At 70.4% G+C, this 21,222-nt stretch carries 14 protein-coding genes; 10 read left to right on the plus strand and 4 right to left on the minus strand.

The window, feature by feature from the left end:
* Positions 1-25: 25 nt before the first annotated feature.
* Genes LXT23_RS00140 through LXT23_RS00150 form a run of 3 tightly spaced genes read left to right on the plus strand, consistent with a single transcriptional unit; the run spans position 26 to position 5,569 of the window.
* Positions 26-1,255, plus strand: coding sequence for a TolC family protein (locus LXT23_RS00140; RefSeq protein WP_253977985.1), 1,230 nt, complete (start codon positions 26-28; stop codon positions 1,253-1,255).
* Positions 1,252-2,451 carry an efflux RND transporter periplasmic adaptor subunit gene (locus LXT23_RS00145; RefSeq protein WP_253977986.1) on the plus strand — a complete coding sequence of 400 codons (1,200 nt, stop codon included), beginning with the start codon at positions 1,252-1,254 and terminating at the stop codon, positions 2,449-2,451. Before LXT23_RS00140 ends, LXT23_RS00145 begins: the two co-directional genes overlap by 4 nt.
* The gene (locus LXT23_RS00150) at positions 2,441-5,569 is read left to right on the plus strand and encodes an efflux RND transporter permease subunit (RefSeq protein WP_253977987.1); all 3,129 of its coding nucleotides are present in this window, start codon (positions 2,441-2,443) and stop codon (positions 5,567-5,569) included. Before LXT23_RS00145 ends, LXT23_RS00150 begins: the two co-directional genes overlap by 11 nt.
* A 70-nt stretch (positions 5,570-5,639) precedes the next feature.
* On the opposite strand, the gene LXT23_RS00155 is transcribed toward LXT23_RS00150, so the two are convergent.
* The gene (locus LXT23_RS00155; protein WP_253977988.1) at positions 5,640-6,530 is read right to left on the minus strand and encodes a hypothetical protein; all 891 of its coding nucleotides are present in this window, start codon (positions 6,528-6,530) and stop codon (positions 5,640-5,642) included.
* A gap of 388 nt (positions 6,531-6,918) precedes the next feature.
* Here LXT23_RS00155 and LXT23_RS50590 point away from each other — a divergent pair, with 388 nt between their 5' ends.
* The 7 genes from LXT23_RS50590 to LXT23_RS00190 all read left to right on the plus strand — a co-directional run bounded on the left by LXT23_RS50590 (position 6,919) and on the right by LXT23_RS00190 (position 16,001).
* On the plus strand, positions 6,919-7,359 hold the full coding sequence (locus LXT23_RS50590; protein WP_407692859.1) for a heavy metal-binding domain-containing protein: 441 nt from the start codon (positions 6,919-6,921) through the stop codon (positions 7,357-7,359).
* A complete protein-coding gene (locus LXT23_RS00165) occupies positions 7,356-8,828 on the plus strand; it encodes a TolC family protein (protein WP_253977989.1) in 1,473 nt (490 codons plus the stop codon). The genes LXT23_RS50590 and LXT23_RS00165 overlap by 4 nt, the downstream gene beginning before the upstream one ends.
* Positions 8,809-10,305: a multicopper oxidase family protein gene (locus LXT23_RS00170; RefSeq protein WP_323378701.1), complete on the plus strand. Its 1,497-nt coding sequence runs from the start codon at positions 8,809-8,811 to the stop codon at positions 10,303-10,305. The genes LXT23_RS00165 and LXT23_RS00170 overlap by 20 nt, the downstream gene beginning before the upstream one ends.
* A 75-nt stretch (positions 10,306-10,380) precedes the next feature.
* Entirely contained in the window at positions 10,381-11,157 is a 777-nt protein-coding gene (locus LXT23_RS00175) for an acetolactate decarboxylase (protein ID WP_253977990.1), read from the plus strand.
* A 377-nt stretch (positions 11,158-11,534) separates the two neighbouring features.
* Positions 11,535-12,977 (plus strand): alpha/beta hydrolase, encoded by a 1,443-nt coding sequence (locus LXT23_RS00180; RefSeq protein WP_253977991.1) that lies wholly within the window; start codon positions 11,535-11,537, stop codon positions 12,975-12,977.
* Between the two features lie 32 nt (positions 12,978-13,009).
* Positions 13,010-13,981: a hypothetical protein gene (locus LXT23_RS00185; RefSeq protein ID WP_253977992.1), complete on the plus strand. Its 972-nt coding sequence runs from the start codon at positions 13,010-13,012 to the stop codon at positions 13,979-13,981.
* Complete coding sequence (locus LXT23_RS00190; protein ID WP_253977993.1) at positions 13,968-16,001, plus strand: hypothetical protein; 2,034 nt, start codon at positions 13,968-13,970, stop codon at positions 15,999-16,001. Before LXT23_RS00185 ends, LXT23_RS00190 begins: the two co-directional genes overlap by 14 nt.
* Positions 16,002-16,233: 232 nt before the next feature.
* On the opposite strand, the gene LXT23_RS00195 is transcribed toward LXT23_RS00190, so the two are convergent.
* From LXT23_RS00195 to LXT23_RS00205, 3 genes are all read right to left on the minus strand, one after another.
* A complete protein-coding gene (locus LXT23_RS00195) occupies positions 16,234-17,325 on the minus strand; it encodes an aromatic ring-hydroxylating oxygenase subunit alpha (protein ID WP_253977994.1) in 1,092 nt (363 codons plus the stop codon).
* A 255-nt stretch (positions 17,326-17,580) separates the two neighbouring features.
* Positions 17,581-20,067: a heavy metal translocating P-type ATPase gene (locus LXT23_RS00200; RefSeq protein WP_253977995.1), complete on the minus strand. Its 2,487-nt coding sequence runs from the start codon at positions 20,065-20,067 to the stop codon at positions 17,581-17,583.
* A gap of 123 nt (positions 20,068-20,190) precedes the next feature.
* Positions 20,191-21,198 (minus strand): GIY-YIG nuclease family protein, encoded by a 1,008-nt coding sequence (locus LXT23_RS00205; RefSeq protein WP_253977996.1) that lies wholly within the window; start codon positions 21,196-21,198, stop codon positions 20,191-20,193.
* Positions 21,199-21,222 lie beyond the last annotated feature (24 nt).

Consider the following 21,222-nt stretch of genomic DNA (forward strand, 5'->3'; position numbering starts at 1 on the left):
GCCGACTTCCGCGAGGTCTCCTCCCATGTCCCGTCGTCTCGCGACGGCAGCCCTCGGGCTCGCCGCCGCCCTGCTCCTGCCGCGCTCCGGCGCGGCGCAGTCACCTGAGCTCACACTCGAAGATGCGCTGGCCCTGGCCCGCCAGCGCGCCCCCGCGTTGGTAGACGCCGCGGGCCGCGTCGAAGAGGCCGCCGGGCCCGTGGCGGGCGCGGCGTCCCTGCTGCGCGACAACCCCACCGTCGAGCTGGAGGCCGGGCCGCGAAGGCTGTCGGACGGCTCGCGCGGCCTGGACCTGTCCGTGGGGCTCGTCCAGCCGCTGGAGCTGGGCGGCAAGCAGGGCGCCCGCAGAGCGTCCGCGCGCGCGGGCCTGGCCCACGAGACGTCCCAGCGGAAGGACACGGAGCGCCGCGTGCTGGGCGAGGTGGCCTCCATCTTCCTGCGCGCGCTGCATGCCCGGGCGCGGCTGGCGCTGGCGCGCGAGGCCGAGGCGTCCGCGCTGAGCACCTCGCAGTCCACGCAGCGGCGCTTCGAGGCGGGAGACGTGCCCGTGGTGGACGTCAACGTGGCGCGCGTGGCGCTCGCCCGCGCCCGCGCGGCGGTGGCCGGCGCGGAGGCAGACGCGGCGTCCCTGCTGCACCTCCTGCGCGCGCTGCTGGGACTCGGCCTGGCGCGGCCCCTGGACGTGCGCGGCGAGCTGCGGACCCTGGCCGTCCCGCCGGTGACGCCGCCGGCGGACGGTACGGTGCGCCCGGACCTCCAGGCGCTGGAGGCGGAGCTGGCCCAGGCCCGCGCCGAGCTGCGCCTGGGCCGAAGCGCCGCCTGGCCCGACGTCGAGGTGGGCGTGCGCTACCAGCGCGAGGTGGACGAGTCCGCCATCCTGGGCACCCTCGGCGTGCCGCTGCCCCTCTTCTCTCGGGGAGAGGAAGCGCGCGTGACGGGCGAGGCCCGCGTGCGCCGCCTGCAGGCCGCGCTGGACGCGGCCCGGGCCACGCTGGAGGTCTACGTGGAAGCCGCACGTGTCCAGCACCACAAGCGGGTGGAAGCGCTGGAGCTGCTGGAGCGAGAGGCCCTGCCGCTGCTGGCCGACAATGAGTCGCTCGCACGCAGGTCCTATGATGCCGGGGAGATGGGGCTCGCCGAGTTCCTCCTCGTCCGCCGTGACACGCTCGAAGCCCGAAGTGACTACCTGGACAGCCTGCTCGAGGCTGCCCTCGCCCGTGTGCAGCTCGCCGTGGAGACTGGAGCCCTGCCATGAAGCCCATCCATGCACTCCTGCTCATCCTGCTGCTGGCCGCCTGCCTGTTGCTGATGCTGGCGGGCTGCAAGTCGGAGCCGGTGGCACACACGGACGACCACTCGCACGAGGAGGGTGCGGGGCACGAGGCCTCCGGCGACGGCCATGACGAGCGCGCCGTCCACATCGCCTCCGAGATGCTGCGCGACTTGCGCGTCACCACCGCCCGCGTGGGCGTGCGCCCCGGTGGGGAGAGCGTCACCATCCTGGGTGAGCTGACCTTCAGCGAGAATGCCTATGCCGAGGTGGCGTCGCCCATCTCCGCGCGCGTGGGCACCGTCTTCGTCACCACCGGCCAGCAGGTGAAGGAGGGAGACAAGCTCGCCGAGCTGCGCAGCCCCGAGCTGGGCAAGGCGCGCGCCGCCCTCCAGGGCGCCCAGGCCCGCGCCACCGCCGCGCGCCAGGCCGCCGAGCGCAAGCGCGCCCTCGCGGAGGAGCGCATCGTCGCGCAGAAGGACGTGCAGGCCGCCGAGGCCGACGCCGCCGCCGTCGAGTCCGAGGTCGCCGCGGCCCGCGCGGAGCTGACGGCCCTGGGCGCCAGCGACGAGGGCACGCCGGGCTTCGTGCTGCGCGCGCCCCTGTCCGGCACCGTGGTGGAGCGCGAGGCGCGGATGGGGCAGATGGCGGACCCCTCGCAGACGCTGTTCCGCATCGGCGACCTCACGTCGCTGTGGCTCATCGTCCACGCCTTCGAGCGCGACGCCGTGCGCATCCAGCGCGGCTCCACCGCGCGCATCACCTTCGCCGCCTTCCCGGGCAAGGAAATCACCGCCCGGGTGGGCCACGTGGGACAGCGCGTGGACGCCGCCTCGCGCACCATCCCCGTGCGGCTGGAGCTGGACAACTCGGAGGGGCTGCTGCGTCCGGGCATGTCCGCGTCGGCCTCTCTGCCCCTGGGCGGCCCGGGCGCCGCCATCACCACCGTGCCGGCGGCGGCGCTCCAGCGGCTGGAGGGCGGCTGGGTGGCCTTCCTGCCCACCAATACGCGCGGCGTGTTCGAGCGGCGCGAGGTGGGCCGGGGCCGCACGCTCGGCGGCGAGGTGGAGGTGCTGTCGGGCCTCAAGGCCGGAGAGATGGTGGTGGTGGAGGGTGCCTTCCTCCTCAAGGCCGAGGTGGAGAAGTCCACCGGCGGAGGAGAAGGCCATCATGCGCACTGAGGACAGCGGCTCGTGGGTGGGGCGCGTGCTGCGCGCGTCCTTCGCCCGGCCGGGACTCACGGTGGTGCTGGCGCTGGCGCTGTCCGCGTTCGGCGCGGTGGCGCTCCAGGGCCTGCGCCGCGACGTGTTCCCGGACCTGTCCGCGCCCATCTTCAACGTCATCGTGCAGAACCCGGCCATGGGCGCGGAGGAGCTGGAGACGGCCGTCGCCATCCCCATGGAGGTGGCGCTCGCGGGCCTGCCGGACGTGCGCCGCATCCGCTCCACGTCGCAGCTGGGCGTGACGCAAGTCACGGTGGAGTTCGAGCCGGACGCCGACTACTTCCGCAGCCGCCAGTACGTCGCCGAGCGCGTGGCCCAGGCCCAGGCCGAGCTGCCTCCCGGCACGGACGCGCCGCTCGTCTCCAGCCTCACCGGGCGCCTCAACGAGGTGTTCGAGTTCACCCTGGAGGCGGAGCCCGGCGCGGTCGACCTGATGACGCTGAGGGATCTGGCCGAGTTCGAGGTGAAGAACCGGCTGCTCGCCGTCCCCGGCGTCGCGGGCGTGGAGCGGCTGGGCGGCTACCTGCGGCAGTTCCAGGTGCAGCTGGACCCGGACCAGATGGTGGCTCGCGGCGTGAGCCTCAACGACGTGGAGCACGCGCTGGAGGGGGCGAACCTCAACGCGTCGGGCGGCTTCGTGGTGCAGGGCCCCATGGAGTGGACGGTGCGCGCCGTGGGCCGCGCGCAGACGGTGGAGGACCTGCACGGCACGGTGGTGGCCCTGCGCGCCGGCACGCCCGTGCTGCTGGGCGACGTGGCCGACGTGCGCGAGGCCCCCGCCGTGCGGCGCGGCATCGCCCACCGGCTCAAGGGCGAGGTGGTGAGCTGCCGGGTCATCAAGCAGTTCGGCGCGGACACGCAGCGGGTGGCCGAGGGCGTGCGCGAGGCGATTGCGGAGCTGAGCCAGAGCCTCCCCAAGGGCGTGCAGCTGCGCGTCGTGTATGACCAGTCGGAGCTGGTGGACTCCGCCCTGGGCGGCGTCAGCCGGGCCATCCTCCTGGGCGCGCTGCTGGTGGTGCTCGTCCTCTTCCTGCTGCTGGGGGACTGGCGCGCGGCGCTCATCGTCACGCTCACCCTGCCCCTGTCGCTGGCCATCGCCGGCGTGCTCCTCAAGATTTCGGGCATCGGCATCAACACCATGACGCTGGGCGGGCTCGCCATCGCCGTGGGCCTGCTGGTGGACGCGGCCATCATCGTCACGGAGAACATCGTCCACGATTTGCGCGAGGGCGCGGGGCGGCGTCCGCGCCGCGAGGAGGCGCTCGCGGCCTCGCTGGAGGTGGGGCGGCCCATCGCCTTCGCCACCCTCATCGTCGTGTCCGTCTTCATCCCGCTGTTCGCGATGACGGGCATCGAAGGGCGCATGTACCAGCCCCTGGCCGCCGCCGTGGTGGCGTGCCTGGCCGCGTCGCTGGGGCTGGCCCTCACGCTGGTGCCGGTGGCCTCCGGCCTCTTCCTCCGCGCGCCCCGGCCGGACCAGCCGGAGGATGTGTGGCTCATCCGCAAGGTGAAGGTCGTGTACGCGCCGCTGCTGGACGCGTGCATGCGCAGGGCGGGGCTCGTGCGACTGGTGGCGCTCGCCATCACCGTGCCGGCGCTGGGCCTGTCCTTCGTCGTGGGCAGCGACTTCATGCCCCGGCTGGACGAAGGCGCGTTCCTCCTCCAGACGGTGCTGCCTCCCGAGGCCTCACTGGAGGAGGTGGACCGGCTCAACCACCTGGTGGAGGACGTGCTGCTCACGTTCCCCGAGGTGGACGACGTGGTGCGCCGCACGGGCCGCGCCGAGCGCACCGAGGACCCGATGCCGCACACGATTTCGGACGTGCTCATCGTCCTCAAGCCGGAGCGCGGGCGCTCCCTGGAGGAGCTGGAGCACGCCATGCGCGAGGCGGTGGCGAAGGTGCCAGGGGTCATGGCCCTGTTCACCACGCCGCTGGGCATGCGCATCGACGAGGGCCTGGGCGGCAGCCCCGCGGATATCTCCGTGCGCATCTTCGGCCCGGAGCTGGACGTGCTGTCCGGGTTGGCGGAGCGCGCCCGCGGCGTCATGGCGAAGGTGGAGGGTGTGGAGGACCTGCGGGCGGAGCCGCTCACCGGCCTGCCGCAGCTGCGCATCACGGTGAATCGCGCCGCCGTGGCCCGCGTGGGACTGACGCCCGGCGACGTCATCCGCGCCGTGCGGGTGGGGCTGGTGGGACAGGAGTCTTCCCAGGTGTGGAAGGGCCAGCGGCGCTATGACCTGGTGCTGCGGCTGGCCGACCACCGTCGCGGGGACGCCACCGCCATCCGCAACCTCCTGGTGGACGGACATGACGGCACGCGGATTCCCCTCAGCCAGCTGGCCGACATCGAGGAGACGTTCGGCGCGGGCAGCATCCGCCGCGAGGCCGGCAGCCGGCGCATCGCCGTGGAGGCCAGCGTCGCGGGGAGGGACCTGGGCAGCACCGCGTCCGAGGTGCGTGAGCGACTGGCGGCGGAGCTGAAGCTGCCCACCGGGTATTTCTTCGACGTGGGCGGCCGGGTGGAGAGCCAGGAGCGCGCCGCGCAGTCGATGAAGGTCGCCATCGCCGTGGCCCTGCTCGCGGTGTTCATCCTGCTCTACCTGGCGCTCGACTCCATCGCGGAGGCACTCATCATCCTGGCCACCCTGCCGGATGCCTTCGTGGGCGGCATCCTCGCGCTGCTCATCGCCGGCGAGACGTGGAACGTGTCCAGCCTGGTGGGCCTCATCGGCCTGTTCGGCATCGCCGTGCAGAACGGGCTGGTGCTGGTGGCGCAGACGAAGCAGCTGATGGAGCGGGGCAAGCCCTTCGCGGAGGCCGTGCGCGAGGCGAGCATCGGCCGCGTCCGGCCCAAGCTGATGACGGCGGGCACCGCCATCCTCGGCCTGCTGCCCCTGCTGGTGCTGCCGCTGCACGGCACGGAGGTGGAGCGCCCTCTCGCCGTGGTGATGGTGGGCGGGCTCGTCACCTCCACCCTCTTCACGCTGCTGGTGCTGCCCACCTTCTACGGGCTCGTGCACGGCCTGCAGGAGCGCTTCGGCCAGCGGATGGCGGCGCGGAAGGCCGAGTCCTGAGCGTCCTCCGGGCCCGGCGGCGCGGAATGGACGTTCCATTCCGCGCCCGGGCCTCGGCTCGGAGGCGGAGCTACTTCGCGTAGGTGACGACGTCCGCGCGCACCTTGCTGACAATGCCCTCCCAGTTGCCATTGGCGCCGTGGCCGAAGGCCTCGCCGTCATCGCGGAACGACACCGTGTGGTAGCTCCACTTGGCGAAGTTGCCCTCGCACACGCCAGAGCCCGTGGTCAGGTCGTTGCAGAACCAGTCGGACGGGTTGCAGTACGCCCCGCCCGCGCTGCCCGCGACGCCGCCCGTGGAGTGGTAGGAGACCGCGTCGTCATCCTGGCCCGGGAGGATGCCCGAGTAGAACGTGCCCTTGGAGCCGGCGAACATGTAGAACCAGATGCCGCGCGTGGTGTTGTGGTTGTACAGGCTGCGCGCCGTGGTGGTCACCAGGTCGCCCACGATGGGGTCGCTCGTGGCCCACTCGCCGTTGTCCGCCAGCTCGCTGCCACCGCCGGCACCGGACGCCACGTCCACCCACTTGATGTTCCAGCCCACCTGCGTGGTGCCGTCCGTGTTGCCGCACACACCGCTGGCGTTGGGCACCGCGTTCTTCTTGTAGCGCGCCGAGCCGCCGTACAGCGACAGCGCGTAGCCAATCTGGAGGTCCCCCGCGCTGTGCACGGCGACGTAGCACCAGTTGGTGCCGGTGCAGAAGCAGTCGAGCGCGTCACGCACGCGGTAGTTCTGGCCGCCAATCCGCTGCCGCCCATCCCAGTTGACGGCCTTCTTGTTGATGCCAGCCGCCATGGAGCTGGGTCCCCAGTTGGAGAAGTCGGCGTAGTTGCCGGCCTGCGTTCCACCGGAGTTCTTCCCGTGAATCCACAGCGTGTAGTTGGTGGCCTGCGCGGAGGGGGCCGCGAGGAGGGTGACGGCAGCCGAGACGACGAGCGCCGCGCGGACGAAGAGCTGCATGACGACTCCAGGGAGATTGCGAGGGGGCTCGCTCGGGATGCGAGGTGACAGCCACGGTAGCAGCTCACGATTGGCACCGCCTCTCGGGGGTCTGGTGTCAGCTGCCCAACCCCGTGGGTCCAGTCCGCCCCGGCAGGCGTCAGACCGCGAGCGCAGTGAACTGTTCGCTGGCGCGCCGCGCCCGTGAGCGGCTGAACACCTGCTCGCGGCCCGCTCCGTCACAGTGTGATGGCTCGGGTTACATGCGGCTGGCGTCCACCGGGGAGTCGAGACCTCCATCACCTCGTCGATTCGTGGAGTTGCAGCGGAGGACACCCTGGCCTGGGGCTTGCTCGACACGGGGTCGTTCCGGACTGCCGTCGCGGCACGCTCCCCTCCGAGGTCCGTCATGCGCCGAACCGTCTCCTTCCTCGCGAGCCTTGTCACGCTCGCGGCCTGCGTCTCCGAGCCGAAGCGGCTGCCCTCGGCAGTGGACCCGTCCAGCCCCGATGCGCCCGAGGCGCCCCTTGCCGCCCTGCCGGGCACGCTCGCGGCGCCCCCTCCTCCCCCTCCCCGTCCGCTCGCGACGCAGCAGGATGCGGGCACGCGCTCCGAGCCTTCGAGCACGGGGCATGCGGGACACGGACAGCCTGGCAGCGCGGCTCCGGCGCGAGGCCGCGACGCGGGCACCGCCATGTACGTCTGTCCGATGCACCCGGAGGTCCGCTCCGACAAGCCCGGCACCTGCCCCAAGTGCGGAATGAAGCTGGTGCCGGAGACGCCGCGGGACGGGGGCGCGCAGGAGCCCGGCACCGGAGGGCATGAGCACGGCCACGGAGCTCAGCCGTGAGGGTGCATGCCCTCGGCCTCGCGGCGCTGCTCGCGAGCGGCTGCGCCTCCATCCAGAAGGAGCGCGGCCATGCCGAGGTGACCTCGCTCGTCGAGGAGCGGCTGGGCCGCAAGACGCGGTGGAACCAGGGGAGGCCCGAGGACGCGGAGGTGGCCCGGCACCTGGACACGCTGCTGGCGGAGGACCTCACCTCCGACCGCGCCGTGGAGGTGGCCCTGCTCAACAACCCCGCGCTCCAGGGCACCTACGAGGACCTGGGCGTGTCCCAGGCGGACATGGTGCAGGCCGGGCTGCTGAGCAATCCGACGCTCGAAGGGAGCATCGGCTTTCCCATCTCCGGGCGCGGCGTCTCCGAGCACGAGTTCTCGCTGGTCCAGTCGTTCCTGGACCTGTTCACGCTGCCGCTGCGAAAGCGCGTCGCGCAGGAGCAGTTCGTGGCCGACACGCTGCGCGTGGCCCACGAGACGCTGGCCACCGCGGCCGAGGTGCGCAAGACGTTCAGCGAGGTGCAGGCGCGCCAGCAGCTCGTGGAGCTGCGCCGCATGGTGCTCCAGGCGGCGGAGGCGGCGGCGGAGCTGACCACCCGGCTGCATGAGGCGGGCAACATCACCGAGCTGGACCTGGCCACGGAGCGTGCCGCCGCCGAGCAGGCCCGGCTCGACCTGGCTCAGGAGGAGCTGGCGCTCGTCGAGGACCGCGAGCACCTCAACCGGCTGCTGGGCCTCTGGGGCCCGCGCACGCAGTGGACGCTCTCCGCGAAGCTGCCGGCCGTGCCCGAGGAGGAGGCCGCGCTGGAGAAGCTGGAGTCGCTCGCCATCCGGCAGCGGCTGGACATCGACGCGGCCCGGAAGCAGTCCGCGCTCCTGTGGAATGCACTGGAGCTGGCGCGCAGCACGCGCTTCTTCGGCCGCGTGGAGGTGGGCGTCCACACGCACCGGGACGCGGACGGGCCCCGGCTCTTCGGCCCCACCCTGTCGCTGGAGCTGCCCATCTTCGACCAGCGCCAGTCCCTCATCGCCCGGCTGGAGGCCCAGCACCGACAGGGCGAGCGGCGACTCCAGGAGCTGTCCATCAACGCGCGCTCGGAGGTCCGCGCGGCGCGGGCGCGGCTGCTGTCGCTGCGCCTGGTGGCGGAGCGCTACCGGCGCGTGGTGCTGCCGCTGCGCGAGAAGGTCGTCGAGCAATCACAGCTCCAGTACAACGCCATGCAGTTGGGCCTCTTCCAGCTGCTCGCCGCGAGGCGGGAGCAGGTGGAGGCGTACCGCGCGTATCTCGAAGCGGTCCGCGACTACTGGATGGCCCATGCCGAGCTGGAGCGGCTCGTCGGTGGCCGACTCCCCGGCAGCAGCGCTGGCGGAGCGGAGCAACCCCAGGTCCCCGCACAGCCCGCGCCCCCCGAGACACAGCCCGGACACGGCCAGCACCGAGACGACGGAACGGAGAGTCCCCATGAGCACACGCAAGACTGACACCGGCCCCGACTCCCCTTCCTCGGACGCCCTCTCGGGAGAGCCAGCGGACTCGGGCGTGCAGCCGGAGGGCACGCTGACGCGGCGGAGCATGCTGGCCAGGACGGGAGCCACGCTCGCGGGCGGCGCGCTGCTGCTCGGGGGTGCTTCGGCCCAGGCGCAGGCGGACGTCCCGGGTGCCCGCAGGCCGCGCGAGGGCTCCGCCGCGGACACGGGCCGGCGTTACGCGAAGCAGGACTGGCAGGCCCCGGGAATGCCAAACCGGGACTACCGGCCCGTCGTGGTGCCCAACGGCACGAAGCTGCCGTGGAAGGTGGTGGACGGCGTGAAGGTCTTCCACCTGGTGGCCGAGGAGGTGGAGCACGAGCTCGCGCCGGGCCTGAAGGCCCTGTGCTGGGGCTACAACGGGCGCGTGCACGGCCCCACCATCGAGGTGGTGGAGGGAGACCGGTTCCGCTGCTACGTCACCAACCGCCTGCCCGCGCCCACCACGGTGCACTGGCACGGCATCCTGCTGCCCAATGGCATGGACGGCGTGGGCGGGCTCAACCAGAAGGCAATCGCTCCCGGCGAGACGTTCCGGTACGAGTTCACCATCCGGCAGGCGGGCACGGCGATGTACCACTCGCACCATGACGAGATGACGCAGATTGCGCTCGGCCTGGGGGGGATGTTCGTCATCCACCCGCGCCGCCCCGTGGGGCCGCGCATCGACCGCGACTTCGCCATCATGCTGCACGAGTGGCGCATCGACGTGGGCACCCGCCGTCCGAACCCGAACGAGATGACGGACTTCAACCTGCTCACCATGAACGCGCGGGCGTTTCCGGGCACCGAGCCGCTCGTGGTGCGCAAGGGCGAGCGGGTGCGCATCCGGCTGGGCAACATGAGCCCGCAGGACCACCACCCCATCCACCTGCACGGCTACCAGTTCCGCATCACCGAGACGGACGGCGGACGCATCCCCGAGGCCGGGCAGTGGCCGGAGACGACGGTGCTGGTGCCGGTGGGCAGCACGCGCACGATTGAGTTCGTGGCGGACGAGCCCGGGGACTGGGCCTTCCACTGCCACATGACCCACCACGTGATGAACCAGATGGGCCATGACTTCCCGAACATGGTCGGCGTGAAGCCGGGCGGGCTGGACGCGAAGGTGCGCACGCTGCTGCCGGGCTACATGACCATGGGCCAGACGGGCATGGCCGACATGGGCGACATGGGGATGGCGGTGCCTCCCAACTCCATTCCCATGGTGGGCGGCAAGGGCAAGCACGACTCCATCACCATGGGCGGCATGTTCACCGTGCTCAAGGTGCGCGACCAGCTGGACGGGTACGGCGACCCGGGCTGGTACGAGAATCCGCTGGGCACGCTCGCGGTGGCGGCCACTGGCGACGAGCTGCGGCGGGATGGAGTCGATGTGAATGCTCCACCCCAGGTGGAGCCCGGCGCTCCGGAGAATCGTCGGCGAGGATGAAACCCGGAGCCCCGTCACGTCACCATTGCCGCTGGGGGCCACGCGGACCATCCTGGCCCAACGGAGGCAATGACGATGAGAGACGGGCTCCTGCCCCTCGTGGTGGCGACGGTCTTCCTGGTGGGATGTCGCACGGGTGGCGCGGCGACCGCGAGCCCCAAGGTCCACCGCGCATCCGTGAATCCCCCCGTGGAGATTCACGGTGCCCTGCGGGAGATGATGCACGAAGGGCGCACCGGTCCCGTGGTGGAGGTGGCTCGTGCCACGGAGTCTCCGGACTCGGTCGCCGTGGGAGCGCTGGCCGGGCTCACGGGTGAGGTCACCGTGCTGGATGGCGAGGCGTGGCTGTCCTACGCGGAGGCGGATGGGATGGCTCGCACCGTGCGCACGAAGACGCCGTCCGACAGCGCCACGCTGCTGGTGATGGGGCGACTTCCGAACGCGCAGTGGGTGACGCTGGAGGAGGACGTGCCGCTCACGGCGCTGGCGGACCGCATCTCCGCGCTCGCGCAGGCCCGGGGCGTGGACGTCACCCGTCCCTTCCCGTTCACCGTGGAGGGGACGCTCCGGGAGCTCGCGTGGCACGTCGTCGATGGGAGCAAGCTGCGCGAGGGCGCGTCACACCAGGAGCACATGACCGCCGGAGTCCAGAGCCGGAAGGACAGCGCCACCGGTGTGCTGGTCGGCTTCTACTCCACCCAGCACCACGGCATCTTCACGCACCACGACAGCGACGCCCACGTGCACGTCGTGCTCGCGGAGGAGAACGCCTCCGGGCACGTGGACGGCGTCACCGTGGGCAGGGGCGCTCGCGTGCGGCTGCCGGCGCCTTCGGCCCCTGCCGGGCCGTAGGACCCAGATCCGTACCTTCAGCCGCGTCTCGCGGACGGCCTCGCCCACCACGCCGGGCGTCTCCTTTACCTGGCTGCAATCGGCATCCAGACCGCTTACATCGTCCCGGGCCAGTCCTGGCAGGACCGCACCGGCGAAGGCGGCAACGGCCACTGCTGGAGTGAATGTCTGCCCATGGAGTGGCTTGACAACGGCAAGGGCCCCAGTCCTGAAAATAGTTAGCTAGTGCACCCAAAAGGCGAAACCCAACCGGCAACGCGCCTTGAAGTAGCCTGCGTGATTCGGCAGGCTCCGTTCGTCTGGCGGTGAGACGGCTGCGCGCACGCTGTCAAAGCAGTGCACGCGCCAAACGTGGGCTCTGCTTGAGGGGAGGCGCCATGGGGGTACGACCGTTCTTCATCAACATCGCTCCGGACGGCACGTTCGCGGCTACGAGCGACTACGCCACGACGCCCGGAGATGTCGACGCGCTTTTCGCCGCTCTCAACGGGGACGCACAGCGCCGGCTGCTGCTCTACTTCCACGGAGGCCTTGTGGCCGAGGCCTCCGGCATACGCGTAGCTCGAGCAATGACTGAGCACTTCGGCGAGACGAGCTACGCGGTGAGCTTCGTCTGGAATTCGGGGTTGCTCGATGTCATCCGCGCGAGCATTCGGGACATCTCGAACACGAAGCTCTTCCAGAAGCTTGTCCGGGTGGTCATGAAGCGGGTCTCCGGCAAGCTGAGCATCGACGTCGAGGGCCGTGGAGGGACTGCGGGACTGACGGATGCGGACATCGACGCCATCATCCGCGGAGCGAAGACAAGCTCGACCTTCGATGATGGAGCACGAGGGAGCGCACCAGAGGTCGTCGCGCAGACCGGCGAGCCCATTCTCCGTGCCGAGCTGCAAGGGGAGTTGGATGCCGAGCTCTCGGGACAAGATCCCGCTGAGTGGGAAGAGGCGCTTCAGGAGGCCCAGCAGAAACTTCCAGAGGACCTCCTCAATGATGAGCTCCGACAGCCCATGGACACCGAGGGACAGCGAGGTGTGGTGCTCACGGTCTTGCTCAAGCTGACCGTCGGCGTCGCGTTCAGGGTCATCAAACGCTACGTGGGTGCGCGTGACCACGGCTTCTACCCCACGGTCTTCGAGGAGGTGCTCCGCCAGGTGTTCCTCGCAAAGGTCGGCGAGTGGGCCTGGGGCCGCATGAAGCGGTCCGCCCAGCTGATGTGGGCGAACCCGGCGGTCACATTCCCCAAGGCCTCCGAGGGTGCGGGGCTCACCTTGCTTCGGAAGCTCTCGGCGATGGACCCCAAGCCAAGAATCGACGTGATTGGCCACTCCGCCGGCTCCATTGCCATTTGTCATATGTTCGAAGCGCTGGACCGAGAGAAGCTCGACCTGAAGGTGCGCAACGTCGTGCTGCTCGCGCCTGCGTGTCGCCATGACCTCTTCCGGAACACCATCATTCGGCACCAGGACCGATGGAAGTCGTTCCGCATGTTCACCATGCTTGACGAGCTCGAGGCTGCGGACGCCCTGGTCGATGACGTGCCTTTCCTCTACCCTCGGTCGCTCCTCTACCTCGTCTCTGGAGCGTTCGAGGCCGAGGCGGACACGCCCCTGCTCGGGATGACGCGGTTTCTCAAGGGTCAGAAGCCGTTTGACGGACACGCGTTCGACGACGTCAAGGCATTCATGGATGAGCCTGGGCGGCTCGTCCTGGCGAAAACAGGTGACGACGCGACCCTGGGCCTTCGGTGCCATGCAGCAGACCATGGCACCTTCGATGAGGATGTCATGACGATGGAGAGCCTGAAGCACCTCGCGCAATGAGCTCCCAACTTGACTATGCAGTCGTAGTGGGCGTGAACCACTATCCCTGGTTCCGGCCGCTCAGGGGGGCTATCGAGGATGCCCTGCGCGTCCGCGAGTGGCTCGTGGACAAAGAGCGCGGCGGAGCAGTGACTCAGTGTGAGCTGATTCTCTCAAGTAAAGAACCCCCTCCGGAAAAGCCGCTGAACGCTGACATCGACACGGCGATTCAGCGGATCATCGACGCGGCGCGAGTCGACGGCGCTGCCGAGCGGAGATTCTACTTCTACTTCGGCGGCCACGGATTCGCGAACATGCACTCGGATGTCGCTCTGTGCATGGTGCGCTGGTCGAAGGTGTACCGTGGCTGTGCGCTCAGCAGCAGCAAGTACACGAGTGCACTCGTGAACTACGGGCTCTTCGACGAGATCGTCTTCTGGCTCGACTGCTGCCGCACGTCTGAAATCGGAGGCGAGGGGCAAGGGCCATGGAACGCTCCACCATCGGCTTCTCCGGATGCCAGGCGCTCTCGGTCCTTCCTGGCTCACGCCACGTCGTTCCTCAACCCGGCCGGGGAGTCCGCGGTGGAGGGAGATGCATCGGTAGTACGCGGACACTTCACCCAGGCGCTCCTCGCCGGCCTCTGGGGAGGCGCGGTCAAGGACGGCCGGGGAGTCAGTCCAGCGGGGCTCAAGGAGTACCTGCAGAAGGAGACCCCACTCATTGCCCAAGAGGCGAAAAGGTCAGGCCAGATTCCCGAGGTCATCGATGGCTTGAACGGGAGCCGTCTCTTCGGCACTGCGGGCATCGAGTCAGAGGTCGAGATCGTCTTCCAGAAAGAGCGCAGTGGAGAGGTGGTTTTGGAGGACAGTTCCTTGAACGTGCTCAAACGAGGTCTAGCTGCCACTGGCCCATGGCGCGTCAGCCTCCGACGTGACCGGTATACGCTCCGGGAGTTGTCGACCGGCGTCCAGCATACCTTCTCGTTCCGTCCAACGCGGGAGGGGCAACGTGTCCGATTCTAGCCGGGGCGCGACGCACCCCCTCATCATCGAGGGCTCTCTCGGTGACTCCTGGGTCGAGGTTTTCGATGGCCGCGGGGATCTCCGTTGGAGTGGCTCGGAGCCACAGACGTTGCACCTTCCACGCGGGGTCTACCAGGTGCGCGCGAGCCTGGGCTCGCGTGTCCGGGACACGCTCGTAAGACACGAGGGCGAGACGCGGCTTCCCATCGAGCCTCCGCCCTACACCTCCTCAGCACCCCTTCATGGGAATGCGGATGCTCCGGACGAGTGCAGGGCCGCAGCGGTGCAGTGGAGCGGCAGCACCACGGGAGACGCGCCGGGAGCCAGCGCGATTCCCGACCTCTTCATCTTCGTGTGGCGGAAGGGAGCTCGCGCGAGCGTGAACGGAAGGCTCGGCGGGGATGTCACGCTTCAGTCTCCCGATGGCCGACTTTTGCGCCTCGATGACCCGACGCTGACGCGGACCGACGGCAGGCGTTGGGTCGCCTTCTCCACGGCGACTCCCGCCGCAGCCTATCGCCTGAGTGTCGGCACGACCGAGCAGAGGACGATGCCCGTCCAGGTGTTCCGGGGGTGGTGCACACAGGTGTTTCTGGCCGTTGACGAGGAACCCGAACTGGAGCGCGCGACCGTGTTCCTTGCGCCCCGTGGCAAGGCCTTCGACCCTTCGGATGAGACCGCGCGCGCGGTCGACCTCGGGCTGAGCTCGCTCCGTGAGGCAGGAGAGATTCCGCACAGGGTGCGTGACGTCCTCCTCTCGGAGAAGTTCGAGAACCCGCTGCTGGGCCTCGTCGGTGCGCACCTGACGCTCTCATTCGAGCGCGAGCGACCCATTGATGGAGCCATCCAGCATCTGCGCGAGCTCATCGGGGACTGCCCCGACGTACGCGCGCTGGAGGTTCGTGCGGCCCTCAAGTTCCAGAGAGTGCCCAGGGAGGGCCCCCCCTTGAGGGAGTTCCCGATGCTGCGCCGGGGCTTCGATGCCCTCCAGCAATGGGCAACCATCAACGAGGATCTTCTCCACGATGACCTTCTCGACCTAGCGAGCCATGTCCGTCGTGATTCGCCATGGACGACCTGGGAAACAAAGGAGGTCATGGCGTCCCTTGCCTTGTCATTGCAGAGCCCGCAGGAAGCTCTACCCAAGACGGGGCTGACCAATTGGGTCGACATGGCAGTGCTTGAAGCCGAAGCCTCAGGGGAAGGCACGACGCGCGACCTGGCAGTTCAGCTCGGCGTGAGCCGAAAGGTCATCCAGCACTCCCGGCTCAAGGTGGCCGAGACGATGCGGGCGTTCAATGTCACTGCCCGGGCACTCTTCCAGGGACTCGTGACGCCTGAGCGTCGCACATCGCCGAAGGAACAGCCTCGCAGCCGTCCACGGCAGGTGACGCTCACCACGCAGGATCGCCGTCTGTCCGCCCCCGTGCCCAGATTGGGACGACAGCTCCAGAAGGAGCTTCACACGCTCCGCACGCGCGCGCTGCTCTACAGCCGGACCGCAGACAAGCCTGAGGTGCGGCAGGAGATGCTTCGGCTCGAGAGCTACGTCTGGGCTACGCTGACCGACGACGCTGTCCTGCGAAGGGCGGAGGCGCTCATGCAGGAGTGGAGCGTGCCCTGGACCGAGCCCTACAGCTCTACGGCACACGAGATTGAGGAGATGCTTGGAGCATGGGTCGTCGCCAAGCGGCAGGTGGTAGCTACACTCAGACCTTTCGCAAAGGCGCTCGGAGAGCACCCACCGCTGCCACTTGAGCAGGCACAGGGGATTGTCATGCGCGCTCTGGCCAATCATCGCCATTCCGTCGAGAGCACTCTCGACTGGTCGCGCCACCCCAAGAAGCGCTTGCGGGTTTCGAGCGTCTCACTCGCCAGTAGCGCCGTTGGCGCCCTCTCGGCCATGTCCGCAGCGCTCTGGTCGATAGACCGCTCAGGGACGGTCTACCGCGCTGCCTCCGCATCGCTGCGCGACATCTCTGGGCTGCTTGGTGGCCCACGGACGCTGACCGAGGAGTAGCTGGGCCCCGGTGCCCAAGAGAAACCCTGGACCCCTGACAACACCGTCCGTCCAGAGGGTGTATCGCGACATGCCGCCTGGCGACTTCGAGCAGTCGGCCCGCCTGGGGAAGCGCCAGCGCATCGAGCCCAAGGCCCAATGGCATTTCTCCCGCTTCCACGGTGCGCGCGCTTCCACGCCCCCAGATGCGGGGAAGTGTTTCGACAGTTCCCGCTCCGGAGGATTTTCGGCCTCAGGTCCGCATCTTCAAGCGCGTCTCGTGGACGGCGTCGCCCACCGCGCCGGGCTTCTCCTTCTCCGCGGCGCGCAGCAGGCGGAGGATGCCCGGCCCGAGCACGTCAATCTCGGTGGACGCGTACGTCTCCGTGCCGAAGCGGCGGATGGTCTCCGTCTGGAGCTTCAGGATGCGCACGTCCTGGCTGAAGATGTGGAGCGCCACCGGCATGGCCAGCGGGAGCACCGCGCGCGTCAGCCAGCGAGGCAGCGGCAGGCGGAACGTCACCACCGCGTAGACCAGCGTGTCCCAGTCCGACACGGGCGTCATCGCCGAGGTGACGATGATGTGGCTGCCGTCGCCGATGCGGTACTCCACCTGCGCGATGGACGGCATCAAGAAGCGGTCCCAGTGCTGCACCACCCCGCCGCCCGGCGCCAGCAGCTTGCCCACGATGCCGCTGGGGCGCGGCTCGCCGATGTACTCGGCCTCCACCTTGTCGGCGCTCCGGCGTACCACCACGTCAATCTCGTTCCGCTTCTCCTCCGTGCGGAACAGGCCGCCGTGGAGGTACGCGGTGTGTGGCACGTCCAGCGTGTTCTCCAGCGTGGAGTGCAGCGAGCCCGGGGCGCGGAGGATGCGGCGCACCGTGGTGTACTCGCGCGCGTCCAGCAGCGGGAAGCGGTAGGGCTCCGTCGTCGGCTCCACTCCGGCGGTGGAGTAGACCCAGACGAAGCCGTCCTGCTCACGGGTGGCATGCGCGGTGGCGCAGCGGGCTCGCGCGCCGGGCTCGCCGAGGAAGCCGGGGATGGCGCGGCACTGCCCTGCCCCGTCGAAGCGCCAGCCGTGGTAGCCGCACTGGAGCTGGCCTTCCTTCACGCGGCCCAGGGACAGGGGCACGTTGCGGTGCGGGCAGCGGTCCACCAGGGCCGCGGGCTTGCCGCCCTCGCCCCGGAAGAGGACCAGGGGCGTGCCCTGGAGCGTGCGCGCCAGGGGTTTGCTTCCCAGCTCGCTCGAGGCGCAGAGGATGAACCAGGCGTTCGGCAGGTGGACGACGGAGACGTGACCGGCGGGCGCACCGGGGGTGCGCGCCTCCTCGCGAGAAGTCATACGGGGCAGTCTAATGGGGCGGACGGCCGATGCACGCCTGCCGATGTACGTCCGGAAGCGGCCTCGGCCCCGGGAGACCCTCGGAGCCCCTACACAGGTGTGGCTCCAGCAGAAGCGAGCTCGGCAGGCTGGCGGCTCGTCGGGCGTCCACCGGGCCAGGCGCCCGCGGCGGGGGACGGGTTCCAGGCTCGCCGCCTCAAGAGGCGGGCCACGAGCAGACGACCTCGCCCGGACCCGGTGCCGCGCCTCGTAGGGCTACAGCCCCAGCTTCCGCAGCCGGAGCGCGTTGGCGATGACCGACACCGACGAGAGGCTCATCGCCGCGCTGGCGAAGATGGGACTGAGCAGCAGGCCGAAGAACGGATACAGCACGCCCGCCGCCAGCGGCACCCCCAGCAGGTTGTAGATGAAGGCGAAGAAGAGGTTCTGCCGGATGTTGCCCAGCGTGCCCCGGCTCAGCCTCCGCGCCCGGGCGATGGCCCGCAGGTCTCCCTTCACCAGCGTGACGCCCGCGCTCTCCATCGCGATGTCCGTCCCCGTCCCCATCGCGATGCCCACGTCCGCCTGCGCCAGCGCGGGCGCGTCGTTGACGCCGTCACCCGCCATGGCCACCACCCGCCCCTCCCGCTGGAGCCTCCGCACCACGTCGCCCTTCGCCTCCGGCAGCACCCCGGCGATGACGTCGGAGATGCCCAGCCGCCGCGCCACCGCCTGCGCCGTCGTCTCACTGTCCCCCGTGAGCATCACCACGCGCAGGCCCTCCGCGCGCAGCAACTCCAGCGCCTCCGGCGTGGACGCCTTCACCGGGTCCGCCACGCCGAGCAGCCCCGCCATCCGCCCGTCCACCGCCACCAGCACCACCGTCTGGCCCTCGCCGCGCAGCGCCTCTGCACGGGCCCCCAGCTCGCCCGCGCCCGCGCCCTGCGTGGTCATCAGCGCCGCGTTCCCCAGCGCCACCACGGCACCGTCCACCCGCCCCGTGACGCCCTGCCCCGTGTGCGAGCGGAAGTCCTCCACCTTCGACAGCGGGACGCCCCGCTCCTTCGCGCCCTCCACGATGGCTGCCGCCAGCGGGTGCTCGCTGCCGCGCTCCAGGCTCGCGGCCAACGCCAGCAGGCGTGCCTCGTCGAGCCCCGCCGCCGGCACCACCGACACCAGCTTCGGCTTGCCCTCCGTGAGCGTGCCCGTCTTGTCCACCACCAGCGTGTCCACCGCCTCCAGTCGCTCCAGCGCCGCCGCGTCGCGGATGAGGACTCCCGCCTGTGCACCCCGCCCCGTGCCCACCATCACGGACATGGGCGTGGCCAGGCCCAGCGCGCACGGGCAGGCGATGATGAGCACCGCCACCGCGTTGACCAGCGCATGCGCCAGCCGGGGCTCCGGGCCCCACACGCCCCACACCACCGCCGTCACCACCGCCACCACGATGACCACCGGGACGAAGACCGCCGCCACCTTGTCCGCCAGCCGCTGAATCGGCGCACGGGTGCGCTGCGCCTCGCTCACCCGCTGGACGATGCGCGACAGCAGCGTGTCCTTCCCCACCCGCTCCGCCCGCATCACCAGCGAGCCCGTGCCATTCACCGTGCCGCCCGTCACCTTCTCGCCCGGCGTCTTCTCCACCGGGAGGGACTCGCCCGTCACCATGGACTCGTCCACCGCGCTGGCGCCCTCCAGCACCACGCCGTCCACCGGCACCTTCTCACCGGGGCGCACGCGCAGCCGGTCCCCCACGTGGACGTGCGTGAGCGGCACGTCGTCCTCGTGCCCGTCGTCGCGCACGCGGCGCGCCACGGCGGGCGCCAGGCTCAGCAGCGCGCGCAGCGCTCCCGAGGTGGCGTGCCGGGCCCGCAGCTCCAGCACCTGTCCCAGCGCCACCAGGGTGACGATGACGGCGGCGGCCTCGAAGTAGAGCGGCGCCGAGCCCCCATGCCCCGTGCGCAGCCCGTGCGGCAGCACGTCAGGCAGCAGCGTGGCGAAGACGCTGAAGAGGTACGCCGCGCCCGTGCCCAGCGCGATGAGCGTGAACATGTTGAGGTGCCGGTTGCGCACCGAGGCCCACCCACGCTGGAAGAAGGGCCAGCCGCCCCAGAGCACCACCGGCGTGGCCAGCACCAATTGCGCCCACGCCAGCACCGACGCGGGCACCGCGTGCTGCACGGGCTGCCCGGGAATCATGTCCGACATGGCCAGCACGAGCAGCGGCACGGTGAGCCCCAGGCCCACGCGGAAGCGCAGCCGCATGGACTGGAGCTCGGGGTCCGGCGCCTGATCGGGCAGCACGGTGCGCGGCTCCAGCGCCATGCCGCAGATGGGGCAGCTCCCCGGCCCCTCGCGCACCACCTCCGGGTGCATGGGGCACACGTACTCGACGCGCGCCTCGAGCGTGGGCGGGGACTCGGGCTCCAGCGCCATGCCGCACTTCGGGCAGGCCCCCGGGTGGTCCTGCCGCACCTCCGGGTCCATGGGGCACACGTACAGCGTGCCGGGGGCCGCGGGCGCGGGGGGCGGCTCGGCCTGCGCGGGCGTGAGGTAGCGCGCCGGGTCCGCGCGGAAGCGCTCCCGGCACTTCGCGTTGCAGAAGTAGAAGGTGCGGCCCTCGTGCTCCAGGCTGCCGCCCTTCGGGGCACGTGGGTCCACCTTCATGCCGCAGATGGGGTCGATGGCATGCGCCTCCTCGCTCGTGGGGGGAGGCGGCGTGGGACCGCCGTGCAGGTGCGGGTGCGAATGGGAGTGGGACATGGGGCTGCTGTGCTCCTTTCGCCCGGGAAAACGAGGCACCTCTCCGGCTCTTACAGCTGGAGCCTCCAGGAGAAGTAATCGTCATCCTCCAGGACGGCAGGACCAGGCCCCCGTCCCGCCCACTCACGCTGGCGGGGGCTTGTTGTAGCCCGCGTCACCGTAGGGCTTGAGCCGGTCCAGCCAGAGCGCCTCCAGCACCTTCAGCTCCTCCTTCGGGTCCGCACCGGGCTCCTCGGAGGGCTCCAGCACATCGAGCACGTCGAAGGAGAAGCTGTCGGCGCCGTAGCGCCTCCAGTCCTCCAGCAGCTCGGGGAAGCGCCCCATGCCGGTGGTCAGCTCGAAGCGGATGCGGTTGAGCATGCCCGGGATGTTCATGCTGGTCCCCACCAGGACCTTGCCATTGGCGCGGTTGCGCACGGCGAACACTCCCATGGGGGGCGGCTTCTCCTTGTAGGCGCGCTTCAGCTCGGCGCGCGTGGGCTTGCCGCCGCCCGGCTGCGGCGGCGGGGACATGGGCGCTTCATTCGACGACATGGGTGCCTTCCTGCGTGAGAGAGAGGGAGCGCGCTTCAAAGCGCGAGAGGCTTCGGCGAGACGCGTGAGGCGCGATGCGAGCCGGTCATGGGCGGCCCCGTTCTTCGGCGCCAGCCAGTCGGGACCCGCCAGTGCCCAGTCGGGGTCCGCCAGGTCCACGCCCAGTGCCGTCAGCACGTCGGGCCCGCAGACGAAGAACTGCTGCCGGAAGGGGACGAGGTAGCCGCCCTCCCGTCGCAGCGAGGCCAGTGCTTCGTCGTAGGTGTTGAACCAGCGGTTGAGGAAGACGCCGCCGACGCGGGACAGCAGCGCCTCGAAGTCCACGCTGGACGCGGCCTCCGCCTCGCGCGCGGCCTTCAAGTCCACCCAGGAGGCGAAGCCCTGCTCCCGGGCGATGAGCGCCAGCACATGCTTGCGCTGCACCGAGTCCCGTCGGGACAGCAGCTCGGCCGGCGACAGGGACGCGAAGACGGGCAGCGTGAGCAGCCGCTCGGCCGCCCGCCTGGAGCGCGCAGCGTCCTGCGAGCACAGCTCCTTGAGCAGGAGCGATGCGCGGACCTTGCATTCCTGGAAGGAGAGCGGTGCGACGGTTCCCATGGCACGTCCCTAACGAGCGGCCCT

Origin of the sequence: Pyxidicoccus xibeiensis, from assembly GCF_024198175.1 — a bacterium.
Lineage (GTDB): Bacteria > Myxococcota > Myxococcia > Myxococcales > Myxococcaceae > Myxococcus > Myxococcus xibeiensis.